General features: G+C 63.8%; 13 protein-coding genes. 6 read left to right on the plus strand and 7 right to left on the minus strand.

Going from position 1 to position 14,834, the window contains the following annotated elements; translation table 11 throughout:
* Nucleotides 1-6 precede the first annotated feature (6 nt).
* Nucleotides 7-711: an alpha/beta fold hydrolase gene (locus BFN03_RS06520; RefSeq protein ID WP_084385520.1), complete on the minus strand. Its 705-nt coding sequence runs from the start codon at nucleotides 709-711 to the stop codon at nucleotides 7-9.
* Nucleotides 712-845: 134 nt separating this feature from the next.
* Between BFN03_RS06520 and BFN03_RS06525 the strand changes: the two genes are divergently transcribed.
* Together BFN03_RS06525 and BFN03_RS06530 are read left to right on the plus strand one after the other, a co-directional pair.
* Nucleotides 846-1,223 (plus strand): OB-fold nucleic acid binding domain-containing protein, encoded by a 378-nt coding sequence (locus BFN03_RS06525; protein ID WP_070378334.1) that lies wholly within the window; start codon nucleotides 846-848, stop codon nucleotides 1,221-1,223.
* 30 nt (nucleotides 1,224-1,253) lie between these two features.
* A complete protein-coding gene (locus BFN03_RS06530; protein WP_070378335.1) occupies nucleotides 1,254-1,934 on the plus strand; it encodes a DUF3159 domain-containing protein in 681 nt (226 codons plus the stop codon).
* Here BFN03_RS06530 and BFN03_RS06535 read toward each other — a convergent pair.
* Together BFN03_RS06535 and BFN03_RS06540 are read right to left on the minus strand one after the other, a co-directional pair.
* A complete protein-coding gene (locus BFN03_RS06535) occupies nucleotides 1,931-2,605 on the minus strand; it encodes a potassium channel family protein (RefSeq protein ID WP_070378336.1) in 675 nt (224 codons plus the stop codon). The two genes, BFN03_RS06530 and BFN03_RS06535, sit on opposite strands and share 4 nt — an antisense overlap.
* Nucleotides 2,606-2,653: 48 nt before the next feature.
* Nucleotides 2,654-3,319, minus strand: a complete 666-nt coding sequence (locus BFN03_RS06540) for a potassium channel family protein (protein ID WP_070378337.1) — start codon at nucleotides 3,317-3,319, stop codon at nucleotides 2,654-2,656.
* Between the two features lie 162 nt (nucleotides 3,320-3,481).
* Between BFN03_RS06540 and BFN03_RS06545 the strand changes: the two genes are divergently transcribed.
* The 3 genes from BFN03_RS06545 (at nucleotide 3,482) to BFN03_RS06555 (ending at nucleotide 7,360) form a co-directional block, all read left to right on the plus strand.
* Complete coding sequence (locus BFN03_RS06545) at nucleotides 3,482-5,491, plus strand: APC family permease (protein ID WP_070378338.1); 2,010 nt, start codon at nucleotides 3,482-3,484, stop codon at nucleotides 5,489-5,491.
* Nucleotides 5,488-6,762 (plus strand): class I SAM-dependent RNA methyltransferase, encoded by a 1,275-nt coding sequence (locus tag BFN03_RS06550; RefSeq protein ID WP_070378339.1) that lies wholly within the window; start codon nucleotides 5,488-5,490, stop codon nucleotides 6,760-6,762. Before BFN03_RS06545 ends, BFN03_RS06550 begins: the two co-directional genes overlap by 4 nt.
* Nucleotides 6,763-6,859: 97 nt before the next feature.
* A complete protein-coding gene (locus BFN03_RS06555) occupies nucleotides 6,860-7,360 on the plus strand; it encodes a MarR family winged helix-turn-helix transcriptional regulator (protein WP_070380679.1) in 501 nt (166 codons plus the stop codon).
* A gap of 59 nt (nucleotides 7,361-7,419) precedes the next feature.
* On the opposite strand, the gene BFN03_RS06560 is transcribed toward BFN03_RS06555, so the two are convergent.
* The 3 genes from BFN03_RS06560 to glsA all read right to left on the minus strand — a co-directional run bounded on the left by BFN03_RS06560 (nucleotide 7,420) and on the right by glsA (nucleotide 11,139).
* Nucleotides 7,420-8,265 (minus strand): ABC transporter permease, encoded by an 846-nt coding sequence (locus tag BFN03_RS06560; RefSeq protein ID WP_070378340.1) that lies wholly within the window; start codon nucleotides 8,263-8,265, stop codon nucleotides 7,420-7,422.
* Nucleotides 8,262-9,218 carry an ATP-binding cassette domain-containing protein gene (locus BFN03_RS06565; protein ID WP_070378341.1) on the minus strand — a complete coding sequence of 319 codons (957 nt, stop codon included), beginning with the start codon at nucleotides 9,216-9,218 and terminating at the stop codon, nucleotides 8,262-8,264. Before BFN03_RS06565 ends, BFN03_RS06560 begins: the two co-directional genes overlap by 4 nt.
* A gap of 100 nt (nucleotides 9,219-9,318) precedes the next feature.
* The gene (glsA, locus tag BFN03_RS06570) at nucleotides 9,319-11,139 is read right to left on the minus strand and encodes a glutaminase A (protein ID WP_070378342.1); all 1,821 of its coding nucleotides are present in this window, start codon (nucleotides 11,137-11,139) and stop codon (nucleotides 9,319-9,321) included.
* Nucleotides 11,140-11,387: 248 nt separating this feature from the next.
* Here glsA and dxs point away from each other — a divergent pair, with 248 nt between their 5' ends.
* Nucleotides 11,388-13,340 carry a 1-deoxy-D-xylulose-5-phosphate synthase gene (gene dxs / locus BFN03_RS06575; RefSeq protein ID WP_070380680.1) on the plus strand — a complete coding sequence of 651 codons (1,953 nt, stop codon included), beginning with the start codon at nucleotides 11,388-11,390 and terminating at the stop codon, nucleotides 13,338-13,340.
* Between the two features lie 60 nt (nucleotides 13,341-13,400).
* On the opposite strand, the gene BFN03_RS06580 is transcribed toward dxs, so the two are convergent.
* Nucleotides 13,401-14,807 carry a sugar porter family MFS transporter gene (locus BFN03_RS06580; RefSeq protein ID WP_070378343.1) on the minus strand — a complete coding sequence of 469 codons (1,407 nt, stop codon included), beginning with the start codon at nucleotides 14,805-14,807 and terminating at the stop codon, nucleotides 13,401-13,403.
* Between the last annotated feature and the right edge of the window lie 27 nt (nucleotides 14,808-14,834).

The raw sequence follows: 14,834 nt of genomic DNA on the forward strand, positions 1-14,834 counted from the left end.
GGCACCTCAGGGCAGCATTGAACTCAGCGCCCTGAGGCTCTCGCGCCCCAGGGTCGCGGGGTCTGCGCCGATCTGGTCGAGCGAGACCGTGACCAGGTTCGACTGAGGTAGCCGCCCGGCCCAGGTGTGCGCCACCTCGAGAGGGTGGACGGCATCGTCGGTGGCGGCGACGATCCCGACGGGCACGTTGATGCCTTCGAGATCCTCCACGCCAGGCGCTCGGTACTCGGCGGCTTCGTCGAGCGCACTGGGAAGGTGCGGCCATTGTGATCGCCATGACTTGGCAAGCTCCACTCCGAGCCAGGGCGGGCTCGATGCGATCATCTCCGCGGTCACCTTCTCGATTCCGTCTGCTCTCAGTCTGGCTGCGGTGAACCGTGCACCGGCGGCGGCGGGTGCGTCGGCGGCGGCGCCTGTCCACGCCGGAAGCGCGGCGAGGACGCCCACGACGCGGTCGGGATTGGCGCTCGCCCATTGCAGCGCCACCGCAGCCCCGATCGACACACCGCCGATGATGATGCGTTCGTGCTCCGCCGCAGCGTCGAGGGCATCGAGGTAGCCCGCGACGACACGCCGGGGGTCGGGTTCGACGGCCACTGTGGCGATTCCGCGGCTTGCGAGGGGTTCGGTGAATGCGCGGGTGACGAAGTCGGCGTCGGATCCCGTACCGGGGAGCATCAAGGCCATAGTTGGCCGGAAATCGAGGGGCATATGTCGATTTTGCATGCCACGTCACACTGGTCTCACATAGTGCAGTCACAGCGAAACAATGGGTCTACAGTGGCGAGTACACAGCCCTACAAGTGGCGTGAAGACTCGCGTCACACATGCTCCAGGAGCGCGTAATGGCACCCGCCACGGCAGGATACTTTCGTCGGATGACTCGCCGGCTGACCGAGGACCTCGAGCAACTCGATGCCGAGGAGATGGCCGAGACGTCGCAGGCGTCCGGTGCGCAGCGTGCCTGCGATTGCGTTCGCGGTGAGGAAGTCACCATGCTGGGGCGGCTCCGAAGTGTCGAGGTGTGTTCGAAGTCGGCGAGCGCATGCATTGAAGCCGACTTCTTCGACGGTACGGAACAGATCACGCTGGTGTGGATCGGCAGGCGGAGGATTCCGGGCATCGAACCGGGCAAGACGCTGATGGTCCGGGGACGTGTCGGCGAGCGTGATGGCCAGAAGGTGATCTTCAACCCATATTACGAATTGCGTAGCGAGTCGTAGCCGACAGGCCTCGTGTGGCACCCTCATTGAGTGGTCGAAACGAAGCAGCAGTCCATAATCGAACAACTCGGCGGGATCAGCGGGTTGATCTACTCGACGCTGCCCATTCTGGTCTTCGTTCCCGCCAACGCGATCTGGGGCTTGGTTCCGGCGATCTGGGCAGCTCTCGGGGTCGCGACCGCCATTCTCGTCTGGCGATTGATCCAACGCACACCTATTCAACCCGCAATATCCGGGTTCTTCGGTGTCGGTATCTCCGCATTCATCGCCTACCGAACGGGCGACGCGAAGGGTTACTTCCTGTTCGGCATATTCACCAGCCTGGCGTACGGGGCGGTGTTTCTCGGCTCGATTCTGTTGCGCTGGCCCCTAGTTGGCGTCATCTGGGGATTCCTCAACGGTCACGGCAATCTCTGGCGCCGCCACCGTGGCGCGGTGCGCGCCTATGACGCGGCAACCGCGGCTTGGGCGCTCGTTTTCGGCGCCCGCTATCTCGTGCAGTCGCAGCTCTACGATGCGGACCAGACCGGCTGGCTCGCCGTCGCCCGGATCGCGATGGGGTGGCCGCTTGCAGGTGCGGCCCTGCTGGTGACGATCTGGGCTGTTCGCCGGGCAGACCGGATCGTCGAACCGGGACCGGCCGAAGACGAGGATCTTCCGACGCGCGACTCGGAGGCGGTCGAACCGCGGGACGAGCCGCGGCACAGCTAGTTCGGCCGCGGTGTCGGCAGCCCGACGGCGGCCCTGAGGTCGTTCTCGACGTCCACAGACGCGACGAAGAGCAGTTCGTCCCTGCCCTCGAGAGGATCATCCTGCTGGGGGACGATCACTCGTCCGCCACGCAGGATGGTGACCAGCGCGGCGTCGCGAGGAAGTTGGAGTTTGCGGACAGGCTTTCCGGCGAGCGCGGTGTTGTCCGGCAGGGTGACCTCGACAAGGTTGGCCTGACCCTGGCGAAGCGTCATGAGGCGTACGAGGTCGCCGACTGAGACTGCCTCCTCGACCAGGGACGCGAGCATGCGCGGTGTCGAGACCGCGACATCGACACCCCAGGATTCGTCGAACAACCATTCGTTGCGTGGGTCGTTGATGCGCGCGACCACGCGGCTGACCCCGAATTCGGTCTTGGCGAGGAGACTGAGAACCAGGTTGGCCTTGTCGTCACCGGTGGCTGCGATCACGATCTCGTAGGACTCGAGGGAAGCCGATTCGAGGCTGCTCAGTTCGCACGCGTCGGCGTGAACCCACGTTGCCTCGGGCACGGAACTGGTCTCGACGTGCTCGATCTTGCGCTCGATCAGCATGACTTCGTGCTGGCTGCGGATCAGTTCCCGTGCGATGGAACGTCCGACTGCGCCGGCTCCTGCAATTGCGACTCTCATCGAATGCTTCCGTTCAAGTGGGAGATCGTGAATTTTCTCACTGCTGCGTCAGTCGTCGGCTGGTGGGGGATTGCTCGCGAGCGCGACCGCCTCGGCGACTGTTCCCGATACGGCCGCGACATAAACCTGATCGTCGGCCTGGAAGGTCGTTTTTCGATCGGGCAAAATGCCTGTGCCGAAGCGAATGATGAACGCGACACGCGAGTTCGTGGCTGCCTGGAGTTGGTCGATCGGCCTACCGATCCAGTCTTCGTGCAGGGACAACTCGGTGACAGCCACAGTGCCCGACGGATCACGCCACCTGGCTGTTTGGCTGTCGCGCGTGAGCGTGTGGAGGAATCGATCCGTTGACCAGGGCACGGTGGCGACGGTAGGGATTCCGAGACGCTCGTATACCGCGGCACGCTTCGCGTCGTAGATACGGGCGACGACGCGTTCCACACCGAAAGTCTCACGGGCGACGCGTGCAGCGATAATGTTGGAGTTATCACCGGACGACACTGCAGCGAACGCTTCTGCGCGCTCGATACCGGCCTCGACCAGGACATCACGGTCGAAGCCCATTCCCACGACGGTTTGGCCGGGAAAGTCGTTGTCGAGTCGCAGGAAGGCGGCTGGGTCGCGATCGATGATCGCAACCTCGTGTCCGATCCGGGTCAGCGAACCGGCGAGCGACGAACCGACCCGGCCGCATCCCATGATGACCACATACACCTTTTGCTCCGTTCGGGGGATCTGGCGTCAACTCTCGAATACGTACGTACCGAGTCGAACCGTACAGTGCTGACGCAGGAGGGCAAGCAGGACCGACGTCCCAATCTGGATACATTGACGGGTGCGGGTCCAGGATCATCTCGGACGGCATAGGCTTTTGCGGTGTCAAAGCTCTCGACAGCCACCAAGCGGCTACTGCTAGGCAGACCTTTCCGGAGCGACAAGCTCGGGCACACGCTGCTACCCAAGAGGATCGCCCTACCGGTTTTCGCATCTGACGCGATGTCTTCGGTTGCGTATGCACCCGAGGAGATATTCCTCATGCTTTCCATTGCGGGAATCTCCGCGTATGTGTACGCACCCTGGATCGGGTTGGCCGTCGCCGTGGTCATGGTGGTCGTGGTGGCCAGCTACCGCCAGAACGTGCACGCGTATCCATCGGGCGGCGGTGACTACGAAGTCGCCACCGTCAACCTGGGGCAAAATGCGGGGCTGACCGTCGGCAGTGCCCTGCTGGTCGACTATGTGCTGACGGTGGCGGTGTCGATCTCCGCGGCCGCATCGAACATCGGGTCGGCGATCCCGTTCGTCGCCGAACACAAGGTGCTGTTCGCAGTGGCGGCCATCGCGTTGTTGACCGCAATCAACCTCCGCGGTGTCCGGGAATCCGGCATCACCTTCGCCATCCCGACCTATGCGTTCGTTACCGGGATGGTGCTGATGCTCGGCTGGGGCCTGATCCGCATCTATGTGTTCGGTGAGGATCTGAGGGCCGCGTCGTCCGTATTCGAGCTCGAGGCCGAGGATTCGCACCTCTATGGGATCGCCTTCGCGTTCCTGATCGCTCGCGCGTTCTCGTCCGGTTGTGCGGCGCTGACCGGCGTCGAGGCGGTCAGCAATGGTGTTCCGGCCTTCCGCAAGCCGAAGTCGCGCAACGCGGCGACGACACTGCTGATGCTGGGAGCGATCGCCATCGTGCTGCTGATGGGAATCATCATCCTCGCCCAGAAGATCGGCATCGTGTATGCCGATGATCCGCAAACGCAGCTGATCGGGGCGCCAGAAGGATACAACCAGAAGACGCTCATCACGCAGATCGCCGAGACTGTGTTCAGCGGATTCCCGATCGGCTTCTACACCATCGCCACCGTGACGGCTCTGATCCTTGTGCTGGCAGCGAATACCGCCTTCAACGGATTTCCCGTCCTCGGATCGGTCTTGGCGCAGGATCGCTACTTGCCGCGCCAACTGCACACCCGCGGCGATCGTCTGGCATTCAGCAACGGCATCCTGTTCCTGTCCGGAACCGCTATCGCCTTCGTCGTCCTGTTCGACGCCGAGGTCACCAAACTCATCCAGCTCTACATCGTCGGCGTGTTCGTCTCGTTCGTGCTGAGCCAGACCGGGATGATCAGGCACTGGACCCGGCACCTGAGGGACGAGAAGGATCCTGCCCAGCGTCGCCGTATGTACCGGTCGCGCATCATCAATTCGATCGGTCTTGGAATGACGGGTGCCGTGCTGGTCATCGTGGTGATCACGAAATTCGCGGCGGGCGCATGGATCGCCATCGTGGCCATGGTCGCGATCTTCATCGTGATGAAGCTGATCCGCAAGCACTACGACACCGTGACCGCTGAACTCGAGGAGCAGGAGTGGGACGGCGTCCTGCCCAGCCGAACCCACTCGATCGTCCTGGTCTCGAAGTTGCACATGCCGACGATGCGTGCGCTGGCCTACGCGAGAGCGACCCGACCGGACACGCTCGAGGCGATCACCGTGAACGTCGACGATCCCGACACGCGCACACTGGTGCAGCAGTGGGAGAAGAGCGATATCACGGTACCGCTGAAGGTGATCGAGTCGCCCTATCGCGAGATCACGAAACCTGTGCTCGACTACGTGCGCCGCGTCCGCAAGGACTCTCCGCGCGACGTGGTCACCGTGTTCATCCCCGAGTACGTCGTCGGACACTGGTGGGAGCAGATCCTGCACAACCAGAGCGCCCTGCGGCTCAAGAGCCGGTTGCTGTTTCAGCCGGGTGTGATGGTCACCAGCGTTCCGTGGCAATTGAATTCGTCGGAGAAGGCGAAGCCGCTGAACATAGAAAACACCGCTGGGGCGACACGTCGCGGCTACGCATCCGATGGAAACGACGGTGAGAAGCGTTGAGTGAGAGCTGGTTGGGCCGTCGACTCGAGCTGAGACTGGGAAATCCTGGGCACGGTGGATTCGTCGTCGCCCGGCACGAGGGCCGAGTGGTTTTCGTCCGGCACGGACTGCCCGGGGAGCGTGTGAGTGCCGTCGTCACCGAGGATCGAGGCGGGTCTTTTTGCCGGGCCGACGCAATCGAGATTCTCGACGGATCCCCCGAACGGGTCGCGCCCGTGTGCCCGGTGTCGGGGCCGGGTGGTTCAGGGTGCTGCGACTTCTCCCATGCAAGCCTTCGGGTGCAACGGGAGATGAAATCCCAGGTGGTATCCGAGCAGTTGGTGCGGGTCGCACGAGTGCAGCGCAGCGTCGATGTCGAGGAACTGCCTGGTACAGGCGACGGCACCGGCTGGCGCACCCGGGTGCGACTCGCCGTCGACGCCGACGGTCGACCGGGATACCACAAGCACCGGAGCTCGGAGATTGTGACGGATCTGGCGTGCCCCCAAATCGAGTCGGGCGCCTACGACGATGTGGTCGAGCATGATTGGAAGCCTGGTGGCGAGGTGCAGATTGTCCTCGACGGGGTAGGCGAGCGGCACGTCGTCGAGATCGCTCCGCCGAAGGTGTCGAGGACCGGCCGCACCAGTTCCGGCCGGCGAGGAGCCATGGCGCGTAGAGCCGCAGGTGGTGCGCCTCGGGCCGAGCGGGTGATCATCGGATCGGGGCGTCCGGTGGAACGCGTGGGCGAGCGCGAGTGGTCGCTGGCCGCGACCGGCTTCTGGCAGGCACATCGCGGTGCCGCGGAAACCTATTCGGAGGTGATCTCCGAGTGGGCCGGGTTGTCAGAGGGTGAGGTCGCGTGGGATCTTTACAGCGGGGTCGGCGTCTTCTCCGCCGCGCTGGCCGGTGCCGGCGGGACGACCGGGCGAGTGGATTCGGTCGAATCGTCACGGCAGGCCGTCTCCGACGGAAAGTCCGCACTCGCCGATCTGCCGCAGGTGCATCTTCATGCAGACCGCGTGGAACGGGCGATCGCCACGCTTCCTACCCGTCCGCAGGTCGTGGTACTCGACCCGCCCCGCTCTGGGGCTGGTCGAAACGTGGTCGATGCCGTGGCTGCGGCAGGTGCCGAACGCATCGTGCACGTCGGTTGTGATCCTGGTTCGTTCGCCCGCGACATCGGTCTCTATCTCGAGCGCGACTACACGGTGCAGGAAGTGCGCGCCTTCGATGCCTTCCCCCTGACCCATCACGTCGAGTGCCTCGCGTTATTGGTGCGCGGTCGCTAGGGTGAATTCAGGTGTTTACTGAACGCAACGAAAGGTATACTCGATTCTGTAATAGGCGAGTGGTCGGGATAGGAAGACGATGTCGGTACAGGCAGATCTGCCGGTAAAGGCAGAGACCGCGCAGGCGCTTGTCGACGGGGTGTTCGCGCTCGGTCGTGCTCTGCGCTCGGTCGTAGCCGCGAGTGGTGAGACCCAGATCGCTCCTGCGCTGACGAGCGTGCTGTTCGCGCTGGAAGCGCGCGGGGAGTGCCGCCAGAACGAGTTGGCCGCCGACCTGTGCGTGAGTCAGTCTTCGTTGAGCCGGCAGATCTCAGAACTTGTCGCCGGCGGATATGTCTTACGCGCCACCGACCCTGACGACAAACGTGCATCGCGCATCAGGGTCTCGCCGAAAGGAATCGAGACCCTGAAAGAGACCGCTGAGCGGCGCGCCGAACGTTTGCGCAGCATGCTGGAGAGTTGGTCACAGGAACAGGCCTTGGCGGCGGTGGCGTCGCTTGCCCAACTCAATGACACCTTCGGCGCCCCGGCTAGGCGCCGGACCCCGCCCCCTGTGCAGCCCCTCCCGCACGTGGGAGGCAGCCCGGTCGACGGTTAGCGTTCGAGACTCGACCGGGTTCGACGGCTACGCCGCGCGTGGGTGCGGGTGTGCCCACGTCACGACTTGCGGTTGTACAGGCGCATCGTCAGGGGCCCGAAGATCAAGACGAACCCGGCACACCAACCGAAGACGACGGCGAGTTCCGCCGCTTCCACTGTTCCTGCCATGAGCCCGCGAATCGCGGTCACCAATTTGCTGATGGGGTTGACCCCGACGAACGCTTGGAGCCAGCCCGGCATGGTGGCGGGGTCGACGAAGATATTGCTGGCGAATGTCAGCGGGAACAGGATGACCATTGCCACTGCGATGACCGACTGCTCGGTGCGCATGAACATGGCGATCATGGTCCAGATCCAGGACAGGCTGAACGAGAACAGCAGAAGCAGGCAGATCGACGCCACGACACCCACAGGCCCCCCGGCCGGCCGGAACCCCAGGACCAGCCCGAGGATCAAGACGATGATCGAGGCGATCGTGTAGCGGACGACGTCGCCGAGTAGCGCTCCGACGAGCGGTGACGGACGCCAGATCGGGAGGGAGCGGAACCGGTCGAAGACGCCCTTCTCGATGTCCTTGTTGAGGGTCAGGCCTGTGTACATCGTGATCATGACGACGGTCTGCACGAGAATCCCTGGCAGCAGGAACTGGACATATGCACTGGTCGATCCGGCCAGCGCGCCACCGAAGAGAAATGTGAACATCAGCGTGAACATGATCGGGAACATGGTCACGTCGAAGAGTTGCTCTGGGACGTGCTTGATCTTGAGCAGGGCGCGCCAGCCGAACGACAGGGATGTCGACCACGCTGTCGGCCTCGGTGGCCTCGGCCCCGGCACCTTCAGGACGTCGGCGACAGCGGTGGCGTTGGCGGTGGCTTCTGCCTGACCGGTGGTGGTGGTCATGAAGGATGCTCCTCGGTGGTTCGGCCGGTCAGGGAGAGGAAGACTTCATCAAGGCTCGGTTGCCCCAATGCGAATGTGCTGATAGCGATTCCAGCGTCGTCCAGCGCAGGCAGCGCCCGCGAGACCCGGGTCGGGTCGTCGATGCGAGCAGTGAGGGCCGCCGGATCAGATTCCTCGGTGATCGGCACCTCGAGTACCTGACGAAGCAGAACCGCCGCAGCCGAACGTGTGTCGACGTCGGCGACGCGGACATGCAGGGCGCCCGACCCCACCGATGACTTCAGTTCGCCGGTGGTGCCCTCCGCGATTACCTTGCCGTGATCGATGACAGCCACACGATCGGCGAGTTGATCGGCCTCGTCGAGGTACTGCGTAGTCAGCAGCACCGTCGTCCCGCCGGCGACAAGGGCGCGGACGATCTCCCACACTTGGTTGCGGCTTCGCGGGTCGAGTCCGGTGGTGGGTTCGTCGAGGAAGATCATTTCCGGCGTGACGATGATGCTCGCTGCGATATCGAGCCGGCGACGCATACCGCCGGAATAGTTCTTCACCTGCCGGTTTCCGGCTTCCTCCAGCCCGAACGCGGAGAGTAGCTGCTCGGACCGGGAGCGGGCGGCCGCACGTGAATACCCGAACAGACGCCCGAGTAGCAGCAGGTTCTCGGCGCCGGTCAAATCCTCGTCGAGTGAGGCGAACTGCCCGGTGAGCGAAACCTTGCTGCGCACCGCGTCCGCTTCTGACGTGACGTCGTGCCCCAATACGGTGGCTGATCCGCCGTCGAGGGGAAGGAGCGTCGCCAACATGCGAATCGCGGTGGTCTTGCCCGCGCCGTTGGGTCCGAGTACGCCGTAGACACCCCCGAGGGGCACAGTGAGGTCGAGTCCGTCGACCGCACGAGTGGACCCGAACATCTTGACCATCCCCGTGGTCTCGATGGCCAGTCTTGAAGCCATGATTATCTCCCACCCTGCTTTCGATTCGAGCACCGTCGATTTCGCGCAACAACAGTGTCCGACATTTCCTCTTTCTGCAACGGATTTTCGCGTGAACCGCTCAGCGGCCGGCGCCCTGCTGCAGGAGGGACCGCAACATCACGTCGAGTTGCTCGTAGGCACCCGATGCAAGTCTCTCGAGTAGCGCCAGCTTGAGTTCTGGCTCCGCTGAAGTCATTTCGGCGTATCGATCGGCGGTGAGCACCGCGACGGTGACGGGGGTGTGGGCTCGGACGTCGTTGAGAAAGTGGGAGCCGAGGATCAGGGTAACCTCTCCGAAACTCATTCCGGCAGAAAGAGTTACGATACGGTGCACCGCACCGGACTGGTCGGTGACGGTCGAGCTCACCTGGCCGGACAGCACGAGGAACAATCCGCATGCGCTGTCGCCGCGGCGAACGATGTATTCACCGCGACCGTAGTTCCGGGTTTCGAGATTCTCGTTGAACTGTTCCAGTTGCCTCGGGCTCAGCGACGACAGCACCGGATGCTCGGTGACCGCAACCGAGGGGGTCTGGCGGGCGTTGCCGCAGTGGCGATCGAGCAGGATGTCTTCGCACCACTGCACCGCGCCATCGAGATCGGCGTACACCCTTCCGGCGCTCGCCGACAGATCGGATCGGGTGTTGCCGAGCAAACCGGCCGGGTCGACGAAGGCAATCGCGCACCCGCGTTCGGCCAGATCGGCGCGCAGGGCTTCGATCATGCGACAGGCGATCCGACTGACCTCGTCGACCCGGCGGACGTCGATGACCACCGCATCGAGCCCCTCCTCGGAACCGCCGATCTCCCGGACCGCTGTCTCCGCACCCGCGAACAGTAGATCGCCGTGAAGTTCGTAGATTCGGCTTCGGGTTCCTACGTCGTCGAGCGTGGCCCGTTCGGTGGGGGTCCGCCGCATCCGGGAAGGAGTATCGGTGACGGAGTAGCGGGCGCGGATCGCGGAACGGGCTTCGCGGGTTACATGCAGGAAGTGCAGCTCGAGCTCCTTCGACAGGGCTCGGCAGGCCTCGACGCCGCGCACGCTGTTGCCGTGGGAATCGAGCCGCGGCGAGTAGATCGCAATGCCGATCTGGCCCGGGAGTACGGCAATGACTCCGCCGCCGACGCCGCTCTTGGCCGGCAACCCCACCTCGTACAACCACTTCCCGGCGCCGTCGTACATTCCGCAGGTCGACATCACGCTCAGTACCCGCTCGACGAGATCCGGGGCTAGGACCTTGTCCTGCGTGAGCGGGTTGACTCCGTTGTTGGCCATCGTGGCGGCCATCAAGCTCAGATCCCGGCAGGTCACGTCGATCGAGCACTGGCGGATATACAGGTCGACTGCTTCATCGGGGTCGCCGGCAATGATGTCGAACGAGCGCAGCATGTGCCCGATGGCGCGATTGCGGTGTCCGGTCCGTGACTCGGAGGCGTACACGAAGTCGTTGAACGTCAGCGCCCGGCCGGCATACCGCGAATATGTCCTTCGGATCCGCTCGAACCTCGTGTCGACATCTGGTCCGGCGACCAGTGCCGCCGCAGTGATGGCGCCGGCGTTGATCATCGGATTACGTGGCCGCTCCGTGAGCGGGTCGAGGCTGATCTCGTTGAACGCCTCGCCGGAGGGTTCGACGTCGATCTTGGCGGCGACCACGTCCGCGCCGTGGTCAGCGAGCGCGAGGGCGTAGGTGAACGGCTTGGAGATGGACTGGATCGTGAAGGGCAAGCGGGTGTCGCCGGCTTCGTACACATGGCCGTCGACCGTCGCGACGCAGATACCGAACGAGTCGGGCGGCACAACCGCGAGTTCGGGAATGTAGTCGGCGACTGAGCCGTTGCGGTTCTGCACGGTTCGGTCGAAGATGCTTCTGATCAGCGTGTCCACGACAGTGCCCATGAGACGACCCTAGGTGTCTGAACACCGGGATTTCCCGGTTCGGATGAAGCGACCTGGTGCGGTGGTGGGATGAAGCCGGTCACGGCTGCGGCGATGCTGCCGAGGATCAAGCGCCGGGACGCCGGGCAAACAGCCCCACCGTGTATCCGCCGCGTCGGCGGCTCCGTACACTGGTTTCACTGCGACGTGACATGAATCCACGTGGCAGGGTGCGCAAGGCCGCGTACACGATGGAGGGAGCGATCTCGTTGGGTGTTCTTGCCCGTATCCAGACGCCTGACGATCTTCGTCAGCTGAGTTCGGCGGAGATGAGGCAGCTCGCCGCGGAGATCCGCGAGTTCCTTGTGCAGAAGGTCGCGGCGACGGGCGGGCATCTGGGCCCGAACCTCGGTGTTGTGGAACTGACACTCGCGATTCACCGCGTGTTCGAGTCACCGTCCGACCCGATCATCTTCGACACCGGTCACCAGGCATACGTTCACAAGATTCTCACCGGGCGCAAGGACGACTTCGATTCGCTCCGCAAACAGGGTGGGTTGTCGGGCTACCCGTCGCGAGCCGAGAGCGATCACGATTGGGTCGAGTCCTCTCACGCGTCGGCGTCACTGTCCTACGCGGACGGACTCGCAAAGGCGTTCGAGCTCACCGGCCAATCGCGCCATGTGGTCGCCGTCGTGGGTGACGGGGCTCTGACCGGCGGCATGTGCTGGGAGGCCCTGAACAACATCGCGGCCGGCAAGGACCGCCCGATGGTGATCGTCGTCAACGACAACGGCCGCTCGTATGCGCCGACGATCGGCGGTCTCGCGGACCACCTCGCCACCTTGCGTCTGAAGCCCGCGTACGAGCGGGTTCTCGACAACGGTCGCCGGATGCTCGAGAAGTTCCCTCTCGTCGGGCGGGCGGCCTTCTCGGTGCTGCATGCGATGAAGGCGGGACTCAAGGACGCGGTCGCGCCGCAGGTGATGTTCACCGATCTCGGCATAAAATATCTCGGACCGGTCGATGGTCACGACGAGGTAGCGCTCGAGTCCGCGCTTCGGCGCGCGAAGGCGTTCGGCGGACCGGTCATCGTGCACGCCGTCACCCGCAAGGGCATGGGCTATGCGCCCGCTGAGAACCACGCAGCCGATCAAATGCACGCGACCGGGGTGATCGATCCGGCGACGGGAAAGTCCGCCGGAACCGCAGCGGCCGATTGGACCTCGGTGTTCTCGGCCGAGTTGATCGAGCAGGCCGGTCGCCGACAGGACATCGTGGCCATCACCGCTGCCATGGCGGGGCCCACCGGACTCGCCGCGTTCGGCGAGCGGTTCCCCGACCGGATGTTCGATGTCGGTATTGCCGAGCAGCACGCGGTTACCTCCGCGGCCGGTCTCGCACTGGGCGGACTACATCCGGTGGTCGCGGTCTACTCGACCTTTCTCAACCGCGCATTCGATCAGGTTCTGATGGATGTGGCACTGCTGAAGTTGCCCGTCACCCTCGTTCTCGACCGCGCAGGCATCACGGGCAGCGACGGCGCGAGCCACAACGGAATGTGGGATATGTCTGTGCTGGGCATCGTCCCAGGGATGCAGGTTGCGGCTCCCCGTGACGGTGCCACTCTCCGCGAGGAGTTGGCCGAGGCGCTGAATGTCGAAGGTCCCACCGCACTGCGGTTCCCGAAGGGCGCAGTCGCCGATGCTGTGCCTGCGGTGAGCCGACTGGATGGAGTCGTCGACATCCTCCGCGTCCCGTCAGGGCCGAAGGACGTCCTGATCGTCTCGGTCGGTGCGTTCGCCGGTCTTTCTCTCGCCGCCGCAGGCCGGTTGGAGCAGCAAGGTATCTGCGCGACCGTCGTCGACCCGCGTTGGGTTCTTCCGGTACCGGAGTCGTTGGTGAAGCTAGCCTCGGACTACAGCATCGTGGTCACCATCGAGGACAGCGGCCTGCACGGCGGCATCGGTTCTACGGTGTCCTCGGCGTTGCGCTCGGCGGGGGTGGATGTGCCCTGCCGTGATCTCGGTGTTCCGCAACAGTTCCTCGACCATGCGTCCCGTGCGCAGATCCACGCCGAATTGGGTCTCACCGCACAGGATGTCGCCCGTCAGATCACGGGATGGGTTGCCAGCCTTGGCAATCTGCACCCCACGCTGCCCGCTGACGTCGATGCGAATGAGCGGCCCGCGCGTGTCGAGAAGAGTGGTCGCCAAAGCTGACTTGCCGTAGACCGGTTCCGGCCGAACCGACGCAAAGTGATTCGGCCGGAACCGGTCGGGTCAAGTGCGCATTTCCTCGAGTTCCAAGCCCGTCGTCTCCGGGACCTTGGCACGGACGAAGAACAACGACACCAGGGCGAAGAAGGCGAACAGGCCGTACAGGATCCACAGACCGACCGACTGTGTCATGACCGGGACGAACAGAGTCACGACGAAGTTCGTGAGCCAGTTGGCCATCGCGGCGGTACCCATGGCCACGGTCCGCATGTCGTTCGGGAACATCTCGGCCAACAGCACCCACATGATGGGCCCCCATGTGGCGGCGAAGAAGACGACGAAGAGGTTGGCGCCGCCGAGAGCAATCGCGCCCCACGGATTGGCAAGCTCGACGTTGTCGCCGCTTCCCGTCGCCTGTGAGAAGGCGATCGCGGTAGCCAGCAGGCTCACGAACATTCCGGCTGAGCCGATCATCAGCAGATTACGGCGACCGAACCGGTCGACGAACAGGATGGCGACGAAGGTCATGGTTACGTTGATGACCGAGGTGATCACCGACGTTGTGAAGGACTGGCTTTCGGTGAACCCCACCGACCTCCACAGCGTGGTGGAGTAGTAGAAGATCGCGTTGATACCCACCAATTGCTGGAGCGCCGCCAAGCCGATCCCAACCCAGACCAGGTGGTTGAGCCCGAAGACCGGGCCACGAATGTCCGAGAATGAAGTGGGCGTTTCGTGGTGCAACGTGTGCCGAATCTCACGGACGCGTTCCCGGGGGTCATGGTCGCCGGTGTAGTGCAGGAGAATCTCAGCAGCCTCGTCGTCGCGGTGCTGTTCGACCAGATAGCGGGGAGATTCGGGAATGAGCAGGGCCAGAACGCCGTAGACGAACGCAGGGATGAACTCGACGAGGAACATCCATCGCCACGCCTCCAGGCCCAGCCACAACTCGTTCGCCGCACCGGACGCGAAGTCTGCCAACAGTGCGTTCGACAGCAGGGCGGTGAAAATACCGATGGTGAGTGCCAGTTGCTGGATCGAGGCAAGTGCACCTCGGTAGCGGGCGGGTGCGATCTCGGCGATGTAGGTGGGCGCGATAACGGATGCGATACCGATTCCGATTCCGCCGATGACACGCCACGCCATCAGGTCGTACACCGTCACGGCGAGTCCTGACCCGATTGCGGAAACCATGAAGAGCGCCGAGCCGATCAGCATCACTTTCTTGCGACCTAAACGGTCGGCGATTCGGCCGGCGAACCACGCGCCGGCAGCACATCCGAGGAGAGTGATCGCCACGGAGATGCCTAGCCCAAAGGATCCGAGATTGAAGTGCCCTTGAATCGCGTCGACGGCACCGTTGATGACGGCGCTGTCGAAACCGAAGAGAAAGCCACCTATGGCAGCCGATACGCTGACACCAATCACCTTTGCGGTGTGGTGTCTATCCGATAACTGTGCCTGGGTCATCGCATACCTGATTTCGTGAACGCTCCT

Origin of the sequence: Rhodococcus sp. WMMA185 (genome assembly GCF_001767395.1) — a bacterium.
Taxonomy (GTDB): Bacteria; Actinomycetota; Actinomycetes; order Mycobacteriales; family Mycobacteriaceae; genus Rhodococcus_F.